Source organism: Bacillus sp. iso_77, from assembly GCF_056173625.1.
Genome location: NZ_CM149683.1, coordinates 3289648 through 3306705, shown reverse-complemented (window position 1 = coordinate 3306705; position 17058 = coordinate 3289648). Strand labels below are relative to the sequence as shown.

Sequence of the window (17058 nt, the reverse complement as noted above, 5' to 3'; positions counted from 1 at the left end):
ACATGCTCATTTTGTATGCCGCCTCACTTATATAGTAATGATTACGATTTAAATCTTAAAAATTATTTTGTTTCCCGATGAAGGGTGTATTTCTTTAATCGTGGAGAATATTTTTTTAACTCCAATCGGTCTGGGTTCGTTCGTTTATTTTTTGTAGTGATATAGTTTCTGTCACCTGTTTCAGTACAGGCTAAGGTGATTTTCACGCGCATAATTGATATAATCCTCCTTTATTTCGTAATGATTACGATTTGTATTTTAAAATGATAAAGGCTGATTGTCAAGTTTAGTATCAAGTCTATGCCAACTCAAATAAAAAAGGGGTATCGTATTTCATTGATACCCCTTTTCATTAATAAAAGTCACCAAGTTCTTCTTCGTAATAATCTTCGTACTGTTGGACATCAGTAGGGAGTTCTTGGAGAAAGGCTAGCCCGCCTAGTATAAACATCAAAACGATAGCGATGAATGAGAGAATAACGGCGGCAATACTTGAAATCGCAAACAGTGTTTGCATTTTCATCATCTTAGCATATTGTTCCAATAATTCTTCGTAAGAAGTATCAGGCGCTTGAATCAATTGTTCAGCTGCTTTCACGGATTTTTGGACATGTATTCCCATCATAATCAGAAAAACGCCAATGGCAGCAGGAAGAACAAGCCAAAACCCACTGAGGATGGATAGACCACCTGAAATATAGAGAAAGATGCTCCCAACCTTTCCCCACTTTGTTATTGAATGAAGAGATTGAATGATTTTCTCAGTTTGTTGCAATTGTGTTCACTCCTTTATGTATTCACTCTATATCATACTTGAGCAAGTAGTACTTTAGGAAGAGTGAATTGACCTTTTTTCTATCTTTTATTTACTTTTTATGGATAAATAAATTATTTTTGAATAAGAAAAAAGTAACAATTACTATGATTTAAACATGCAAATTTTGTAATAAATAAGAAAAATAGTTTAAAATAATTAGAAAAATTATCAAAATATGTTGTTAGTTGTCTATCAATTGGTTATTATTGTATTGTATTACCATAAAAATTGGAAGGTGGAATTCATATGTTAGATCGAATTTTAAACAAAATGACCAATGTTCAACCTGCAGCTGCTAGATGTATTTTGCAAAGATTGGTCACTTCTTGCCAATCAGCACCAACTTGTTTCCTTCAAGGCGTTGGAACTTTCCGTTACTATGTGGATCGTGACACAGGTGAGATTTGTACTAGCCAAGAACGCGTTAAATGTGGCTGCTAAATCTAAGTATCTTATTTATTAGGGTGTGAACGCATGAGCATAACTCCAATTTCATTAGTAACAAATGCTATGCAGACGTCAAATAAGCGTCAAGCAGGCCATACATCAAATTCTTTTTTGACTCAAGCAGCGCAAATTGTTCAAGGCGACCATTCTCCAGAAGAGAGAAAGGCGTTATTTCAACAACTGACTTTAGTTCAGCAAGGAAAAGATTTAGAGCTTCATGTTTCTAAATTAAAGGAACTAGAGAAAGAGGTTCAAAAAGAGGGGTCTTCTTCTGTTACTGTGAATCAGCACGGTGATCAAGTTGACATTTCAAATGAAGCTCGCAGTGAGTTTGAACAAGCTGAGGAACAAACATCCGCTTCAAGCGAAGCTAATGATATCGCTGCAGAGGAAAAAGGGAAGGATGTTCAGCCAAATTCACAATAATAAAAAATGAGGCATGTGTTTGATGCTCTTCACATGCCTCATTTATCTTTAGTTTGCAGCTAGTCTTGAATAAAGACCGTCTGGAAAAGGTGCTGCATATGAGATGGTATCATTGTCTTCTACCATGATGTAGAACGGAAACTCCTGAATTTGGAATGCGTTTATCAATTGTTCATTTACCGGAATAATTCGCAAGTTTGTTTCGTTATCACGATATAATTCTTGGTCTTTTTTTTGCCCGTTTTTCAACAAAATACTCAATGAAACGTTTAGTTTACGCTGCTTTTTTGTTTCTAGGAATTGTTCGAGTGATGGAATGCAGTGCGGACATGCTGAGTCAGTGAAGATCAGTAATTGTTGTGTACGATTTGTTTGCAGCAGATCATTCATGTGAATGGGTGATGGCTGATCGAGAAGTGGATGCGCAAGTTTCTGCCCCACGTGTTCTATAGGTAAGATGATAAGCTGCATCTGTTGTTTTAAATAGATGATAATTCCAGCCGTTAATAGAAGACTGCAAATCATAAGAGCGAGCTGTATAAGAAAAATTGAATTCATCGTATATCGTCCTCTCAAAGTGAAGTTACGCAAAGCTATCATATTACAAATATCAAAAATATGTCAATTATACTAAATGGTGTAAGGTGGAGCATCTCATGAGTACAGTGAACCATTGTTTATATGCAATCTCCTATACTTGGAAAAAAAGTCGTTCTTATCTTCTTTTAACTTTGTTCATTCAAGTGATCGTTGGTTTTATGCCTTTGGCTAGTGTCTGGATTATTCAAACTTTGATTAATGAAATTATTTTATTTATGACGTCTTCAGGTGACATCCAAAAGGTTTTGTGGTTATTTGGACTGCAAATGGTCATTGTGATTTTAGGATATGGGCTTCAATTCATTCTTCAGCTTAGTCAACAGAAAGCAACAAATCTGATTGGTCTGCATTTGAAAGGTGAATTGCTTCAAAAAGCGATAAGACTGCCGTTTATTACGTTTGAGCACCCGTCCTTTTACAATGAAAGTCAACGTGTGATGAACAGTCATCAGCATGTTCTCAGTATGGTGAGAAGTATTTTTACAATGATGAGCGCGTTGATTACTGTTGTATCACTTCTTATTTATATGATCGGTATTCATTGGGGCTTAGCGGTCATATTGTTCTTGTTTACCTTGCCTGTATTATGGATTGAACTTTTCTTTGGAGGCGCACGTTATCGATTAAATCGTTTGTTAACGGCTAATGATCGAAGAGAAATGTATGTATCTGATCTCGTCGCGCAGCGAGATTCTCTAAAGGAAGTTCGTTTATATGGAATAGGGAATTATCTTCTTCAAAAGTGGAGAGGTCACTACATTAAAAGTGCAGATGAAAAATATAATTTGCTGAAACGCCAAGTGCGCTGGGAGATGGCAGGCGGGTTGCTTATGACATTGGCCTATGTGTGCTGTGGTTTATTGATTGTCTTTCTTATTTTTCAAAAAAAATTAGCAGCGGGTACGTTTGTTGCAGTGCTGCAAGCTGTACAAAACATTCAAAGTGGGTTTCAAGATTTAACGAGGGAATGTTCTAGTTTATATGAAACAAGCCTATATATTGATGAAATGAGAGCTTTTCAAAAGAGAGAAGAGGAAATGCATGAACAGACGGAAAAGGCAGCGTCGCTTCAGGGAATTGAGCATATCCAGTCCATTACATTAGACAATCTCTCTTTTACTTATCCGAATATGAAAAAACCAGCGATTGAGCATATTCATTTTCATATGAATAAAGGTGAACGAATTGCATTAGTAGGAGATAATGGGTCCGGTAAAACCACTTTAATCAAATGTTTAACCGGCTTATATGATCCAGATCAACAGAATATGCACAAAGTCAATGGAGAGGATATTTCCACCATCCATAAAAAGACCTATCATGCGAGAATGGCTGTTCTTTTTCAAGATTTTATGAAGTACGAATTCACTGTGAGAGAAAACATAGGGTTTGGCCGTATTGATGATATAGAAGAGGAAGAGCGGTTGATTTCAGCCGCCCGCCAAGCAGGTATAGAGAAAAGAATTAATCAAATGGAAGACACATATGATGCGCAGCTAGGGCGCTTTTTTGAAGAGGGACATGAATTGTCTGGCGGACAATGGCAAAAGCTTGCGATGGCGAGAACCTTCTTTAGAGAAAGTGATTTTATTATTTTAGATGAACCGACCTCTGCTCTCGATCCATTGTCGGAGATCTCGCTCATTCGAAAGTTATTCGATCATACGCAGGATCAAGGGGTTTTGTTTATTACACATCGTATGGGAGCGGCCCGCTTAGCAGACCGTATCATCGTCATGAAAGATGGTGCTTTCATTGAAGAGGGCAACCATGATGAACTGATGGCGTTGCACGGAGAGTACAGAAGGCTTTACGAGGCACAATCTCAACTATTTCAACAAAAGGAGATGGTGTAAGGTGAGTGTCTTTTATTTCATAGGCGTCTATTTACTAGGAATCATTTTTGCGGGTGCATGGCTCGATAAAGCAAGGAAACAGAAGGCACATGTCCAGCAGATCAATGCTTATCGGTTGTTGCCGCCTTCTTTTGCGGCACCTATGTTTTATTTATTTTTGTTGATTGAATTGGTTTGTACGGTTCATTTGTTTATATGGAACATGTCTGTCCTGCCTGCAATTGGCCTTACAGCCCTGTTATGTATTTATACTGGAGCGGTTACGTTCAATTTAATTAGGGGGCATCGTGATATTTCGTGCGGTTGTGGAGGGTTACTGGAAAACGATCGCCTGCATTGGGGGATTGTGATTCGCAATCTGCTGATGCTTACTCTTGTGGCAGGGTTATTTTATGTACATCCTAGTGTTGAAATGATTTCATTGCGGTTGAAAATGATTTGTTTTCTCATTGCAGCGGCTGTCTGTTTGATCATAGCGGTCAGCCAAGAAATTGTGCTATTGAAGCGAAAGTGGATCGACTCATTCCAGATTGCAGATGGATCAATTATAGAAGGAGATAAAATGAAATGACAGATATTTTATTAATCATTGTGTTATTAATTGTCATTGCCCAGCTGGCTGTCGTGTTTTTGCTTGCCCGTTTTATCGGGAGATTTATGAATAAAATAAAGTCCCTTGATGGAATTGAATTGAAGGAAGCGGATATTGGTGACCCGGCTCCGTTATTTCGCAGTTATTCGCATGTTGGTGAAAAGGTGATCTTGAAGGAGTATTTGCAAAATGGGCGAGCTGTGATGCTGTTATTTGTGAATTCTACTTGTATGACTTGTAAAAGTATTTTGTCTGATGTGCAGCCTCAAACTTCACATGATGATGCTCATGTGATTGTTATTAATGGAGATGAACAAGCCGATGATGCCTCGCTTCTTCAATTGCTGCCGGAGCAAGCTGTTTATATGCGCTCATCACAAATTATGGAGTTGTATGGAGTAACAGTTGTTCCGCAAGCGCTTCTGATTGATGAACATGGTATCATTCTGAAAAGAAAATCACTTCAAAATGCGAAGCAATTTGAGCAGTTGGTGCATGCTTCATAAAAAAGCGTCTCTTTCTTCAAGAGACGCTCCAGCGTGTAGACAAACCCTCGCATTCTTTGTCAGTCCTGCGTGCTGGTGCTCACGAATGTGAAATTCGCTCCGCGCCAGTACTCGACCTTCCTAGGGCTTCAAAGGTTTTCTATCACGCTGAAAAGAAGACAAAGGGCTAAAATCAAGTTCATTTTAGCCCTTTGTCAACAATCTAAAGCGTCTCTTTCTTCAAGAGACGCTCCGTTCATAATTCTTTTCCTAAAATATCTAAGTCGTACCGATTGCCGTCCATTTCCGCGATGCGTGGCAAATGTCCCCAAGTCTCAAAGCCGTGCTTCTTAAATAATTTGATGCTGGCTTCGTTGTGGCCGAAAATAAAGGCAAGTAACGTTCGGATGCCTAATGAGGGTGCCAATTCGAGCGCCTCTTGTAAGAACAGTGACCCTAAACCTTTTCCTCGATAGTTTTGGTTCAAATAAATACTCATTTCAACAGTACCGTTGTATGCAGGTCTGCCGTAAAACGTTTCAAAACTGAGCCAGCCGTAGATATTTCCTTCCTCATCTGTTTTCACATAGAGAGGACGTTTCTCTGAATGATTCAAAAACCACTGACGGCGGTCTTCTACTGTAACAGGTTCTGTATCGGCCGTTACTTCTCTTGAAGCAATCGTTGAATTGTAGATATCGACGATCTCTTTGAGGTCATCTTCTGTTGCCATGCGGTTGAAAGTTTTCACCATATGTACCCCCATCTTTTTTTTCATTCATCATACATATTATTGATGCGATTGCGCAAAATAAAAAGAAAAATGATTTCGTGTGTATATATTTTTTGAAAAGTGTTCAGAATGTTGCTGAGGTGATGAAAAATGAGAGAGGAAGAAAAGAAACGTACTTCCAAAATCACAAAAGTTCAGCAATTTTTCCGTAAGCGCTGGGTATTCCCTGCTATTTACTTGGTCAGCGCAGCGGTCGTGTTAACAGCCGTTCTTTGGTATCAAGCTGTATCGAAAGATGTGAAAGACCAACTATCTGATGGAAATCAAACAGGACAAGAACAGCGTGATGATGCCGTTGAAGTTGGAAAGCCAATTGAAAATGTCGCTATGCCGGTCCAGAATTCTGAGAATGTTTCTGTCGTGAAAAAGTTCTATGAAGCAGATGCTGATCAAAAAGAAAAAGAAGCAGCACTTGTAAACTATAATAACACCTATACCTTAAGCAAAGGTATTGATCTTGCAGATAAAGATGGCAAAGTGTTTGATGTCACAGCTGCTCTTAGTGGAACAGTCGTTCAGGCGAAAAAAGATCCAGTTCTCGGTCACGTTGTTGAAATTGAACATGAAGATGGATTGTCTACTGTGTATCAATCGTTGTCACAAGTGAGTGTAAAAGAAGGCGATGAAGTAAAGCAGAATGATGTCATCGGTGCTTCTGGTAAGAATCTATATGGTGCTGAAAGCGGCAACCATGTTCACTTTGAAATTCGTATGGAAGGTTTAGCGCTTAATCCACTTAGCTTCATTGATAAGCCTGTTTCTTCCATTGAAAAAGCAGCGCAAGAAGTGACAGAAGAAGCAAAAGAACCTGCTCAGCCAAAAGTTGATGAAAAAACGAAGGAACCTGCTGCTGACGATAAGGCAAAAGAGCCGGCTGAAGAAAAATCTGAAGATAAGTCTGATGAGAAGGGGAAATCCTCTGATCAAGAAAAGTCTTCTGATTCCTCTAAAGACCGCAGTCAGTCAGAAGAAACAAAACAATCTTAATGTCATGTCAGATCCTCTGTGTAGATAAATGCACAGAGGTTTTTTCTGTCTTTAAAAAAACCTCCGCCATATGGCGGAGGGATGCTATAGGGCGGCAGGTCCTTCTTCACCTGTCCGAATGTTGATTGTATTTTCTATCTCATATATAAAAATCTTCCCATCCCCTGGTTCGCCTGTACGCAGTACTTTCTGTGCTGTTTCCACGACCTGTTCAACAGGTACTTTGCTTAAGACGATTTCAATCTTTAAACGTTCGTACACATTGCTTTCCTTTTTGACGCCACGGTATAGTTCCGTATGTCCCTTTTGTAATCCGCAGCCGTGCACATTGGAAAAGGTAATAGAGGTAACACCAATCTTTCCAAGCTCCACCTTTAATGTTTCAAAATTAGCTGGACGTGTGACAATCTCCACTTTATACATTTTGCTCATAGAGACACCCCTTTTTCTTTAATCTTGATATGCTTTTTCGCCGTGCATCGTTAAATCAAGACCGACTGATTCTTCTTCTTCAGTTGCGCGAATCTTGAAGAAGATGTTGACGACTTTGATGATCACGTATGTGACAACTGCAACAAAGACGTATGTGGCCACGATGGCGACAACTTGTTTCCAAAGTAAGCTTGGATCGCCGTAAAATAAGCCGTTGGCTCCGCCATCATTGACAGATGTAGTGGCGAAAAGGCCTGTAGCAATGCCTCCCCACGTACCGCCGATCCCGTGCAGACCGAATGCATCCAGTGCATCGTCATAGCCGAACTTGGCTTTAAGTGAATAGACGCCCCAGAAACAAACGATTCCGCCGATGATTCCGATGATAATTGAAGCAAATGGTGTGACAAAACCTGCGGCAGGTGTAATCGCTACTAGGCCTGCAATGGCTCCAGAGATTGCACCTAGCATCGTTGGTTTTTTGTTGATCATCCATTCGACTAACAGCCAGCCGATGATTCCGGCAGCAGCTGCTGTATTTGTGTTAATAAAGGCATACATGGCGACACTATCTAATGTGAGGGCACTTCCTACGTTAAACCCAAACCAGCCAAACCAAATCACAGCTCCGCCAAGAAGTGTGTAGATCAAGTTATGCGGAGAAGAACTTGCCGCTTCTTTTCGCTTCCCGAGAACAATGGCTACGACTAGACCAGCCACACCTGATGAAATGTGGACGACGTTTCCACCGGCGAAGTCAAGTGCTCCCATTTCGCCAATCCAGCCGCCACCCCATACCCAGTGTGCGACTGGAGCGTATACAAATGTGACCCAAAGGAGTGTAAACACGACCACCGCTGAGTAACGAATACGTTCAGCGAACGCACCAGAGATAATGGCTGTTGTGAGGACGGCAAAGGTCATTTGGAACATCATGAACAATGAATGTGGAATCGTATCACTATATGAACCAGGTTCAAAGCCAACGCCTTTTAGTCCAACCCAGTCAAAGCCTCCGATCCATGCATTGCCTGGCGCAAAGGCCAGTGAATAGCCAAACACGATCCAGACGATAGAGACAATGGCTAGTGAGGTTAAGCTGTGCATTGTCGTACTTAACACGTTTTTACTTCTCACAAGTCCTCCATAGAATAAGGCTAAACCCGGTGTCATTAACCACACGAGTAGTGCGCAGAAGAACATAAATACTGTATCACCCATTTGCATGCTGCATTCCCCCGAATCATTCAGAATTAATAGATTTCTTAATTCTTCATTATAGAGAGAAAAGTCATATATAACATATTCATGTAAGTTTATCTAACATGGTTTTTTGGTCATTATCAATATAAATGGATGAAAAGTTCGTAAAAAATGAGAATAAACGTGTATGAACGACGAAAAATAAAGGGCATTTGACCTATAAAATCGAACTGAGAAACAATTTGGTTCGCTCCTCTTGAGGGGAATCAAATAATTCTGATGGGGTACCTTGTTCGACAATTCGTCCTTCATGCATATAAACAACTCGGTCAGCTACTTCTTTTGCAAAGCCCATTTCATGAGTGACGATGACCATTGTCATGCCTTCTTTGGCAAGACTTTTCATGGTTTGTAGCACTTCTCCTACAAGCTCTGGGTCCAGCGCAGAAGTGGGCTCGTCAAATAACATGACATCGGGCTTCATGGCGAGAGCTCGTGCGATGGCAACGCGCTGTTTTTGACCGCCTGATAGCTTTGAAGGGTACACTTTTGCTTTATCCGCTAGTCCGACTTTCTCTAATAAGACATTGGCTTCAGTTATCGCTTGTGCTTTCTTTGTTTTTTTCACCATAACCGGTGCTTCGATGATGTTTTCAAGCACGGTTTTGTGCGGGAAGAGATTAAAATGCTGAAACACCATGCCTATTTTCTGCCTCATTTTGTTTAATTGATCTCGTTTTGGATGAACGGGACTGCCATCAATGATGATCTGACCGTCATTTTTTATTTCTAAAAAATTCATACAACGGAGCAAGGTGCTTTTCCCAGAGCCGCTTGCACCAATTAAGACGACAACATCATTTTCATATACAGTGAGGTCGATATCTTTTAAGACATGCAGTTCTCCAAAGTGTTTATTCAGTTTTTCAACACGAATGATCTCTTTTGATTCTGTCATGCTTCTCCTCCTAATGATCACTGACTGATAGTTTCTTCTCAACGGTTTGCACAGCGAATGTTAACAGCAGGACAAGAACTAAGTAATAGACAGCCACGACAAGTAAGTACGTCATGTTGTCAAAACTGTTGGAGCCTTGAGTGGTGGCTATGTTAAAGAGTTCATTGACGCTGATGAAGGCGGCAAGTGAAGAGTCTTTTAAGCCGATAATAAACTGATTGCCAAGAGGGGGGAGGGCGCGCCGCATCGCTTGCGGGAGAATGATACGTCTCATGGTTAGAAATCGCCCCATGCCAAGAGAACGTCCTGCTTCTTTTTGACCTTGATCGATTGATTGAATCGCCCCTCTGAATATTTCTGCTATATAGGCACCGTTATGGAAGGCAAGCGCAATAGAGGCTGCCCAAAAGTCGGGTATATTTAATTCTGTAAGCCCAAAATACAGGATGAAAATCTGCACAATGAGTGGTGTCCCGCGTACAAGGAAGATATAGGCATTTGCGATATAACCGAAAACGGCCACGCGGGATATTTTTAGTAAGGCAAAGAAAAGCCCGATGAACATGCCGATGAAAATACTGATGACAGTGAGTTGTAAGGTGAGCAGCATTCCTTCTAAGAAAACGCCTCTAGAATCAATCAGCGTTTGAAAAAAATGTGATAAGGTAGGCAAAACAATCATCTCCATTTGAAGAAAGTGCGCCTAGAGAAAGGCGCACAATCGTGGTTTTAATCCTGTTTGACGGTAATATCTTCGTCAAAATACTTTTCGCTAATTTGTCTTAATGTTCCGTCTTTTTTGAGTGCATCAATCGCATCGTTGATTTCTTTTATGAGCTCTTTATTGTCTTTAGAGACAGCAATTGCTTGCTCACTTTGCCCGAGTCTTTCTTGTGCTTCAATTTTTAGTTTTTTCTTCATGGCTTCTGCACCTGTGGCAAAATCAGTGACGACCGCATCGTGTTTGCCATTGGCTAGTGCTTCTAAAGCGACAACATCACTGTCGTAATATTTCGGTTCCTGACCGCTATGTTCTTTGGCAATATCCGCATAAGACGAACCTTTAGAGACAGCGATTTCTTTGTTTTTTAAGTCATCTGCACTGTGAATGTCTGCGCCGGGTCTTGTGAAGATTTGCGAACCTGAGTAGTAATACGGTTGAGAAAAAAGGACGTGTTTTTTTCGTTCCTCGTTGATGGTATGACTTGCAATGGCGGCATCAAATTTACCTGCTTTGACGCCTTCGACGATGCCTGCGAATTTATATTTTTTCTGTACAGGCTCTAGGCCCATCTTGTCACTAATCGCATTGCCGACATCAATATCAAAGCCGGACATCTGGTTTCCATCCATGTAACTGAATGGGTGGAATTCACCTGATGCTGCAAAAATAAATTTCCCATCCTCCAAAATCGGCGACCCTTTCGCTGTAGAATTACGTTTATCTCCGTTCCCATTTGTTTCATTTGAACCGCACGAAGACAGAAGTAATACTGCAACCGAGAAAAGGGCTGGGACCCAAAACCGTCTTTTTTTAATAATAAGCTTCTCCTCCTTTTCAGCCGTTCTCCGTATAAGGAGAAAGTAGGCTTTTCAATATGTGTAGCATCTTACCATTTGTTCCTCATATTCTCAATTTTATATGCGCTTTTCCAACACTTGCCCTTTTTAAAATGTATGTCTTGCTTTTCGGAGAGAGAACTTGAATTGATCAGGGTAAAAAAGGGAAATGAATCTCATAATAACGAGGTGATAGACAAAGAACGTGTATGTCAAAAGAAGGGGGCGGGTGTATGATCAAATGGAAAAACAACCGAAAAGTCTTTTTAACGGCGATTGCTTTTGGAACGATGTTAAATCCATTGAATTCCTCAATGATTTCTTTAGCCTTGCATCAAATTCAGCATGAGTTCGGTTTGTCGTTTACGACGGTATCTTGGCTCATTTCAACCTTTTATTTGGCCAGCGCGGTCACGCAGCCGGTGAGTGGACGAATTGGAGATCATGTGATGAGCCGGAGAACCTTATTTTTATTTGGACTAGTTCTAGTGGCAGTCTCAGCCATTTGTGCGCCGTTTGCCCCGACTTTTGCGGTGCTGATTGTGATCCGGCTTCTTCAGGCGATTGGAAGCAGTGCGATCTATCCTTCAGGTGTTGGACTGATTCGGGATCATGTGAAGGAACGACAAGCTTCTGCTTTAGCGGTATTGTCCATCTTTGCTTCAGCGATGACAGCACTCGGGCCGACACTTGGCGGGTTTTTGATGACGATCGGCAGCTGGCCGGCGATCTTTTTAGTGAATTTGCCATTCATATTGATCAGTTTTTTTCTAGGCCTTTCCTTGTTTCCTAAGGAGAAGAAGAAAAAATTGCGTATCGGAGACACTGTCCGAAAGCTTGATTTGCCAGGGATGTTTCTATTTACAGTTTGTATTGTCCTTTTGCTTTCTTTTTTATTATCACTATCTGATGGTATTCAGTATGTACAGGGCATTCTCTGTCTTGTGAGTGCGGGTGCTTTTATATGGTGGGAATATCAGGTGGATGAGCCATTTATCCAAATTCGGATGTTCAGGCAGGAGAAACGGCTTTCGCTTGTGTATGTGCAATTTATCATTTTGAATATTTTCTTCTATTGTCTCTTTTTTGGCTTGCCAAGTTATTTTCAGGATGAATTGGGCTGGCGTGTGGAGATGACAGGTCTCTTTATGCTTTGCATGTCTGGCGTGAGCATAATGGTATCGCCGCTGACTGGCAAGTGGGTAGATCGCGGCGATGAACGGCACCCTGTTTTGACAAGTGCTGTGCTGATGCTGGCCGGTGCTTCCGCAATGACTTTCTTTTTTATTCCTGCGCCATTCTGGGGGAAAGGACTGGTTCTTGCTTTGCTTGGACTCAGTTACGGGATTGGAAATGTTGCGCTTCAAGCTGCGATGTTAAAAGCGAGCCCTCAACAAATGATTGGCACGACCTCTGGGCTTTTTCAAACATGCAGGTACCTTGGTTCCATTCTGTCATCTGCCGTGCTTGGCATGCTGTTTGGTGAGGAAATTGCAGGTTCTCATTTTGAACAATTAGGCTGGACATTGATCATGATTTCTCTTGTCGGCATTAGCGTCAGCCTTTATTTTTCGAGTATGGTCAGAGGAAAACAAACAATGAAAAAAGCGGCTGGGATAAAGTAGAAGAGAGGTCTTCCATACTTTATCGCAAGCCGCTTAAGAGTTGGACAGGTCTGATCCTTGGTCCTTTTGCTTCCTTCTGAAAATTTTGCCCACAATGTTCTCGTAAAATGTCACGATACGGTCAATTGGAGAGTCAAAGAACTTCCATAATTTATTCATGATAAAGACAACGACAATCGATACGATCAAGCTGCCTAATACATCAAATGGATAATGATGACCGACCCAGATGCGGGAGAACCCTGTCAGTAATCCAAAAACAAGCAAAATATTGCCGAGTTTTTTATTACGGGATCGAATGGCTAGTGAAAGAGCCAGTGCACCTGTTGTGTGGTCACTTGGGAAGGAAGCGTCTGCTGAGTGCGGGATGAGTGTGTCGACTTTGTGCGCCACAAACGGCCGCTCTTCATAATAAAACAGCGTAATGGCAAAATTGACGATGAGTGCCACGATGCCTGTTACACCAGAAAAGAAGACATGCTTCTTAAATTTGTGATTACCTAAAAACCAGCAAATCAATAAGACGAGGGCATATACGAGAATGGCCTTTTTCGTAATGAAAATCATGGCCTGATCTAAAAACTCAGAATGATGAGCCATCCCGTGTATGACTTTAAACAATTCGTAATTCAAAACATCACCTATACTTTCGCTTAACGCCAACTATTTTTCAAAAGACCTATCTGTTCATTTGAAATATCCTATATTTTAGCATGTTTTCAGTGAAGTTTAAAACAGTATCCTATTCTGATAGGGAAACCTTTTGTGCTTTTGCTTCTTGCGGTTTTCGTTCGCTCCAATAAAAAACACCCATGCTGAGTAACACGACAACGCCAGCAATGAGATATACATTTGAAAAATCTGTGAAGCTGACAAGCAGTCCGAAGACAAAGGATCCAGCGGCAATCCCCGTATCATATAGGGTAAAGAAAGTTGCTGTGGCGTAGCCTGTACGGTGTGCTGGTGAGTGCTGTATCGCAAGTGTTTGTAGACATGGCACCAAAGAGCCGTAGCCAAGACCGATGACAGCGCCGGATAAAAGAAGCATGGTGGCTGTTTGGGTAGCGGTCAGCATCCATAAACCAATCGCAAAGAGAGCAATCGATGGATAGATCACAATATGAGGCCCGACTCTGTCAAACAGTCTGCCTGTAAATGGACGTGATCCAAGCATTGCAGCTGCAAAAACAATGAAGAAATAACTGCTTGCACCCATCAGGTTCAGGGAATTGGCATAGACTGAAATAAATGAAATGATCGGCGAGTAACAGAAGGAGATAATGATTCCAACTGCTGCCGTTTTTAAAGCACCTTTTTCAAACAGATGAGAAAAAGTGAATCGAAAGATGACACTTCCGCCGTTTTCAGGCTCTGGCTGTCTAATCAGCATCGTGAAAGCTGCACCGATAGAGACGATGATCGAAAAGAGAAGAAATAAAGAATGGAATCCTACTTTTCCGACTTGATTCAGTGCGATAAACGGACCGATAACCACAGCGAGGTTCATTGACATCACAAAGTATCCAAGACCCTCTCCTCGTTTATGTTTCGGAATCATATCAGCAGCAATGGCACTTGCTACGGTTGTCAAAATGCTGAAGAAGATGCCTTGCACGAAACGCAGCATGAGAAGTGTTTGGAATTGATCAATTGGAATGTATAAATAAGTGAGCAGGGCAAAAGCTGTTGAAGAAAAAATCGCCATGCGTTTCTTGCCGAATTTCTCAATAATGGCCCCTGAAAATGGCCTTGTCACAATTGCTGATAATAAGAAGACCGTCACAAGGAGGCCGCCCTGTGATTCTGTTCCATTTAATTCATCCATTGTGTAAATGGGGAGTAGTGTCAAAAGGGCATAAAAAGAGGTGAATGTAAATAAATTCACCAGGACAATCATGATAAAGTCTTTTGTCCAAATGCGTTCGTTCATGGTGTATGTCACTTCCTATTCAGTTGATAATTTGTGTAAAAGTGTATGGAGGAGTTTTTTTTCTTCGTAGGTAAAATCTGAAAGACATTCTTCTTCAAATTGTTCCATCGTCTGTTTGATTTTTTGAAACTTTGCTTTTGCATCGTCTGTCATGACGATGAGATTCTCACGTTTGTCTTTTCCTTGGACTCGTTTCACCCAGCCGTTTGCTTCTAGACGCGTCACGGTTCTGGTAATCGTCGGTGCTTCGACGTTCAAATAGGTCCAAATGTCTTTTTGCGTTTTAGGACCGAATGTATCCAAACAAAAAAGTACAGTCCACTGGGACATGTACAAGTCATAAGCAGCAAGCGCTTCGTTCGCTTTTTTAGACAGCAGCCGCGCGCTTTGATGTATTTGATGTAAACACTCTCTGTTTAACGTATCCATAGGCTCACCTTTATTCATTATTTATCTAGGTAAATAAAATCACCTTTCCTATTTTACGTGTTACACCGATGCTTGTAAAGTGAAAATTTTCGCCACTCGAAATGATTTTTTGTTTTGTCTTTTCTGATAAATCCCTTGTCCCATCTTCATTTTTAGCATATTCCCTATGCAATGCTAATACACTGTTACAAACCTGACAAAGAGAGTGTTTGAGGTGAGGGATCGTGTTTGGCATTTACTACCTAATGGATGAGAAATTAAGACGAACAAGCGCCGCTGAAAATGGATAATATTGATACGGATCTCATTTCACACTTCTCACATCCATTTTAGGGAGGTCGAGTGGTGTGCACGATTACATCAAAGAGCGAACAATCAAGATAGGAAAGTATATCGTGGAGACAAAGAAAACCGTTCGTGTAATTGCGAAAGAATTTGGAGTCTCTAAAAGTACTGTACACAAGGATCTAACAGAAAGACTGCCAGAAATTAATCCAGATCTGGCTAACGAAGTGAAGGAGATACTGGATTATCATAAATCAATCCGCCACCTGCGAGGGGGAGAAGCCACAAAGTTAAAGTATAAAAAAGAAGAAATTTTAGAAGGTGAGCCTGTAAAACAGTAAGCTTTAGTTCTTTGTTCATAAACATGATATATATATCTTCCTCTTATCGGTAGTTTCTAACCACAAATTTTGTAAAGACTTTTGTAAAGAAATATCTTTTTTTCTGCAAATTATGATAGAATATATAATTAGGGCAGAATGTGGTATTTGCTATGGAAACAGATTTTCAAGGAGGATATATATAGATGTTTGCTAGGGATATTGGAATTGATCTTGGTACTGCAAATGTACTGATTCATGTCAAAGGAAAAGGAATTGTGTTAAATGAACCATCTGTTGTCGCTCTTGATAAAAACAGTGGGAAAGTATTAGCTGTTGGAGAAGAAGCGAGACGTATGGTTGGACGTACGCCTGGGAATATTGTTGCGATTCGTCCATTAAAAGATGGCGTAATTGCTGATTTTGAAGTAACTGAAGCGATGCTCAAGCATTTTATTAACAAATTGAATGTGAAAGGGCTGTTCTCTAAGCCGCGTATGCTCATCTGCTGCCCGACAAACATTACATCTGTTGAGCAGAAGGCAATCAAAGAAGCTGCTGAAAAAAGCGGCGGGAAGCATGTATTTCTTGAAGAAGAGCCAAAAGTAGCAGCAATTGGTGCTGGTATGGATATTTTTCAGCCAAGTGGAAACATGGTCGTAGATATTGGAGGCGGAACGACAGATATCGCTGTCATCTCGATGGGTGACATTGTAACCGCCTCTTCTATTAAAATGGCTGGAGACAAATTTGACCTGGAAATTCTAAACTACATTAAAAAAGAGTACAAGCTGTTGATCGGTGAGCGAACTGCAGAGGACATTAAGATCCAAGTTGCAACGGTATTCCCAGACGCACGTCACGAAGAGATCTCGATTCGTGGACGAGACATGGTGACAGGATTACCAAGAACGATTACCGTCACAAGCAAAGAAGTAGAAGAAGCATTACGTGAATCTGTATCTGCCATTGTTCAGGCTGCGAAACAAGTTCTCGAAAGAACACCACCTGAATTATCAGCTGATATCATTGACCGCGGCGTCATCATTACTGGTGGCGGAGCGCTTCTAAACGGGCTTGATCAATTGCTTGCAGAAGAGCTGAAAGTACCAGTTTTCGTTGCAGAAAATCCAATGGATTGTGTAGCAGTTGGTACTGGCGTGATGCTTGATAATATGGACAAGTTGCCAAAGCGTAAACTCAGCTAATGATTTCCCTCATTCTTTTTAGAAAGAATGGGGGATTTTTATTAAAGAAGCCTGCCAATATGCCGATATATTTCATAGAAGATTGTGTACTGATGATTTTAGGTC

The 17058-nt window shown here is 40.9% G+C and carries 21 protein-coding genes; 9 read left to right on the top strand and 12 right to left on the bottom strand.

All coding sequences use genetic code 11. The features are described 5' to 3' along the window. Positions 1-62 precede the first annotated feature (62 nt). The gene (gene rpmG, locus AC0VYC_RS17010) at positions 63-212 is read right to left on the bottom strand and encodes a 50S ribosomal protein L33 (RefSeq protein WP_003214771.1); all 150 of its coding nucleotides are present in this window, start codon (positions 210-212) and stop codon (positions 63-65) included. Between the two features lie 140 nt (positions 213-352). After that, positions 353-775: a DUF5362 family protein gene (locus AC0VYC_RS17005; RefSeq protein WP_007497598.1), complete on the bottom strand. Its 423-nt coding sequence runs from the start codon at positions 773-775 to the stop codon at positions 353-355. Positions 776-1063: 288 nt separating this feature from the next. Here AC0VYC_RS17005 and AC0VYC_RS17000 point away from each other — a divergent pair, with 288 nt between their 5' ends. After that, entirely contained in the window at positions 1064-1258 is a 195-nt protein-coding gene (locus AC0VYC_RS17000; protein WP_072367358.1) for a hypothetical protein, read from the top strand. Between the two features lie 33 nt (positions 1259-1291). Next, positions 1292-1690, top strand: coding sequence for a hypothetical protein (locus AC0VYC_RS16995; RefSeq protein ID WP_039165303.1), 399 nt, complete (start codon positions 1292-1294; stop codon positions 1688-1690). Between the two features lie 48 nt (positions 1691-1738). Here AC0VYC_RS16995 and AC0VYC_RS16990 read toward each other — a convergent pair whose 3' ends face one another. Further along, the gene (locus AC0VYC_RS16990; RefSeq protein ID WP_335350551.1) at positions 1739-2248 is read right to left on the bottom strand and encodes a thiol:disulfide interchange protein; all 510 of its coding nucleotides are present in this window, start codon (positions 2246-2248) and stop codon (positions 1739-1741) included. 98 nt (positions 2249-2346) lie between these two features. On the opposite strand from AC0VYC_RS16990, the gene AC0VYC_RS16985 reads away from it, so the two are divergent. Genes AC0VYC_RS16985 through AC0VYC_RS16975 form a run of 3 tightly spaced genes read left to right on the top strand, consistent with a single transcriptional unit; the run spans position 2347 to position 5244 of the window. Further along, positions 2347-4146 (top strand): ABC transporter ATP-binding protein, encoded by a 1800-nt coding sequence (locus AC0VYC_RS16985; RefSeq protein ID WP_335350552.1) that lies wholly within the window; start codon positions 2347-2349, stop codon positions 4144-4146. A 1-nt stretch (position 4147) separates the two neighbouring features. Then, complete coding sequence (locus tag AC0VYC_RS16980) at positions 4148-4717, top strand: MauE/DoxX family redox-associated membrane protein (RefSeq protein ID WP_337902895.1); 570 nt, start codon at positions 4148-4150, stop codon at positions 4715-4717. Continuing rightward, complete coding sequence (locus tag AC0VYC_RS16975; protein WP_007497592.1) at positions 4714-5244, top strand: TlpA family protein disulfide reductase; 531 nt, start codon at positions 4714-4716, stop codon at positions 5242-5244. The genes AC0VYC_RS16980 and AC0VYC_RS16975 overlap by 4 nt, the downstream gene beginning before the upstream one ends. A gap of 235 nt (positions 5245-5479) precedes the next feature. Here the strand turns inward: AC0VYC_RS16975 and AC0VYC_RS16970 are convergent, their stop codons facing one another. Then, positions 5480-5977 carry a GNAT family N-acetyltransferase gene (locus tag AC0VYC_RS16970; protein ID WP_008343345.1) on the bottom strand — a complete coding sequence of 166 codons (498 nt, stop codon included), beginning with the start codon at positions 5975-5977 and terminating at the stop codon, positions 5480-5482. A 129-nt stretch (positions 5978-6106) separates the two neighbouring features. Here AC0VYC_RS16970 and AC0VYC_RS16965 point away from each other — a divergent pair, with 129 nt between their 5' ends. Then, positions 6107-7003: a peptidoglycan DD-metalloendopeptidase family protein gene (locus AC0VYC_RS16965; protein ID WP_039165313.1), complete on the top strand. Its 897-nt coding sequence runs from the start codon at positions 6107-6109 to the stop codon at positions 7001-7003. Between the two features lie 84 nt (positions 7004-7087). On the opposite strand, the gene AC0VYC_RS16960 is transcribed toward AC0VYC_RS16965, so the two are convergent. The 5 genes from AC0VYC_RS16960 to AC0VYC_RS16940 all read right to left on the bottom strand — a co-directional run bounded on the left by AC0VYC_RS16960 (position 7088) and on the right by AC0VYC_RS16940 (position 11171). After that, positions 7088-7435: a P-II family nitrogen regulator gene (locus AC0VYC_RS16960; protein ID WP_007497589.1), complete on the bottom strand. Its 348-nt coding sequence runs from the start codon at positions 7433-7435 to the stop codon at positions 7088-7090. Positions 7436-7453: 18 nt separating this feature from the next. Continuing rightward, positions 7454-8662: an ammonium transporter gene (locus AC0VYC_RS16955; RefSeq protein WP_008343343.1), complete on the bottom strand. Its 1209-nt coding sequence runs from the start codon at positions 8660-8662 to the stop codon at positions 7454-7456. Positions 8663-8855: 193 nt separating this feature from the next. Then, the gene (locus AC0VYC_RS16950) at positions 8856-9596 is read right to left on the bottom strand and encodes an amino acid ABC transporter ATP-binding protein (RefSeq protein WP_039165315.1); all 741 of its coding nucleotides are present in this window, start codon (positions 9594-9596) and stop codon (positions 8856-8858) included. A 10-nt stretch (positions 9597-9606) separates the two neighbouring features. Next, positions 9607-10284 carry an amino acid ABC transporter permease gene (locus AC0VYC_RS16945; protein ID WP_007497584.1) on the bottom strand — a complete coding sequence of 226 codons (678 nt, stop codon included), beginning with the start codon at positions 10282-10284 and terminating at the stop codon, positions 9607-9609. 41 nt (positions 10285-10325) lie between these two features. Next, positions 10326-11171, bottom strand: a complete 846-nt coding sequence (locus AC0VYC_RS16940; RefSeq protein WP_338705111.1) for a transporter substrate-binding domain-containing protein — start codon at positions 11169-11171, stop codon at positions 10326-10328. 218 nt (positions 11172-11389) lie between these two features. Between AC0VYC_RS16940 and AC0VYC_RS16935 the strand changes: the two genes are divergently transcribed. Next, positions 11390-12781 carry an MFS transporter gene (locus tag AC0VYC_RS16935; protein WP_475388890.1) on the top strand — a complete coding sequence of 464 codons (1392 nt, stop codon included), beginning with the start codon at positions 11390-11392 and terminating at the stop codon, positions 12779-12781. 33 nt (positions 12782-12814) lie between these two features. On the opposite strand, the gene AC0VYC_RS16930 is transcribed toward AC0VYC_RS16935, so the two are convergent. From AC0VYC_RS16930 to AC0VYC_RS16920, 3 genes are all read right to left on the bottom strand, one after another. Then, a complete protein-coding gene (locus AC0VYC_RS16930) occupies positions 12815-13414 on the bottom strand; it encodes an undecaprenyl-diphosphatase (RefSeq protein WP_008343330.1) in 600 nt (199 codons plus the stop codon). Positions 13415-13523: 109 nt separating this feature from the next. Beyond that, a complete protein-coding gene (locus AC0VYC_RS16925) occupies positions 13524-14711 on the bottom strand; it encodes an MFS transporter (protein WP_007497577.1) in 1188 nt (395 codons plus the stop codon). Positions 14712-14726: 15 nt separating this feature from the next. After that, complete coding sequence (locus tag AC0VYC_RS16920; protein WP_475388888.1) at positions 14727-15140, bottom strand: MarR family winged helix-turn-helix transcriptional regulator; 414 nt, start codon at positions 15138-15140, stop codon at positions 14727-14729. A 347-nt stretch (positions 15141-15487) separates the two neighbouring features. Here AC0VYC_RS16920 and spoIIID point away from each other — a divergent pair, with 347 nt between their 5' ends. Both spoIIID and mbl read left to right on the top strand, forming a co-directional pair. Further along, positions 15488-15766, top strand: a complete 279-nt coding sequence (spoIIID, locus tag AC0VYC_RS16915; RefSeq protein WP_008343327.1) for a sporulation transcriptional regulator SpoIIID — start codon at positions 15488-15490, stop codon at positions 15764-15766. A 185-nt stretch (positions 15767-15951) separates the two neighbouring features. Beyond that, a complete protein-coding gene (gene mbl, locus AC0VYC_RS16910) occupies positions 15952-16953 on the top strand; it encodes a cell shape-determining protein Mbl (RefSeq protein ID WP_007497573.1) in 1002 nt (333 codons plus the stop codon). Positions 16954-17058: the final 105 nt, after the last annotated feature.

Coding starts and splice junctions, on each gene's coding strand:
- AC0VYC_RS16920 (WP_475388888.1), bottom strand. CDS start 15,140: ATGGATACGTTAAACAGAGAGTGTTTACATCAAATACATCAAAGCGCG.
- AC0VYC_RS16955 (WP_008343343.1), bottom strand. CDS start 8,662: ATGCAAATGGGTGATACAGTATTTATGTTCTTCTGCGCACTACTCGTG.
- AC0VYC_RS16965 (WP_039165313.1), top strand. CDS start 6,107: ATGAGAGAGGAAGAAAAGAAACGTACTTCCAAAATCACAAAAGTTCAG.
- AC0VYC_RS16995 (WP_039165303.1), top strand. CDS start 1,292: ATGAGCATAACTCCAATTTCATTAGTAACAAATGCTATGCAGACGTCA.
- AC0VYC_RS16935 (WP_475388890.1), top strand. CDS start 11,390: ATGATCAAATGGAAAAACAACCGAAAAGTCTTTTTAACGGCGATTGCT.
- AC0VYC_RS16950 (WP_039165315.1), bottom strand. CDS start 9,596: ATGACAGAATCAAAAGAGATCATTCGTGTTGAAAAACTGAATAAACAC.
- AC0VYC_RS16990 (WP_335350551.1), bottom strand. CDS start 2,248: ATGAATTCAATTTTTCTTATACAGCTCGCTCTTATGATTTGCAGTCTT.
- AC0VYC_RS16960 (WP_007497589.1), bottom strand. CDS start 7,435: ATGAGCAAAATGTATAAAGTGGAGATTGTCACACGTCCAGCTAATTTT.
- AC0VYC_RS17000 (WP_072367358.1), top strand. CDS start 1,064: ATGTTAGATCGAATTTTAAACAAAATGACCAATGTTCAACCTGCAGCT.
- AC0VYC_RS16925 (WP_007497577.1), bottom strand. CDS start 14,711: ATGAACGAACGCATTTGGACAAAAGACTTTATCATGATTGTCCTGGTG.
- AC0VYC_RS16985 (WP_335350552.1), top strand. CDS start 2,347: ATGAGTACAGTGAACCATTGTTTATATGCAATCTCCTATACTTGGAAA.
- AC0VYC_RS16945 (WP_007497584.1), bottom strand. CDS start 10,284: ATGGAGATGATTGTTTTGCCTACCTTATCACATTTTTTTCAAACGCTG.
- mbl (WP_007497573.1), top strand. CDS start 15,952: ATGTTTGCTAGGGATATTGGAATTGATCTTGGTACTGCAAATGTACTG.
- AC0VYC_RS16970 (WP_008343345.1), bottom strand. CDS start 5,977: ATGGTGAAAACTTTCAACCGCATGGCAACAGAAGATGACCTCAAAGAG.
- AC0VYC_RS16975 (WP_007497592.1), top strand. CDS start 4,714: ATGACAGATATTTTATTAATCATTGTGTTATTAATTGTCATTGCCCAG.
- rpmG (WP_003214771.1), bottom strand. CDS start 212: ATGCGCGTGAAAATCACCTTAGCCTGTACTGAAACAGGTGACAGAAAC.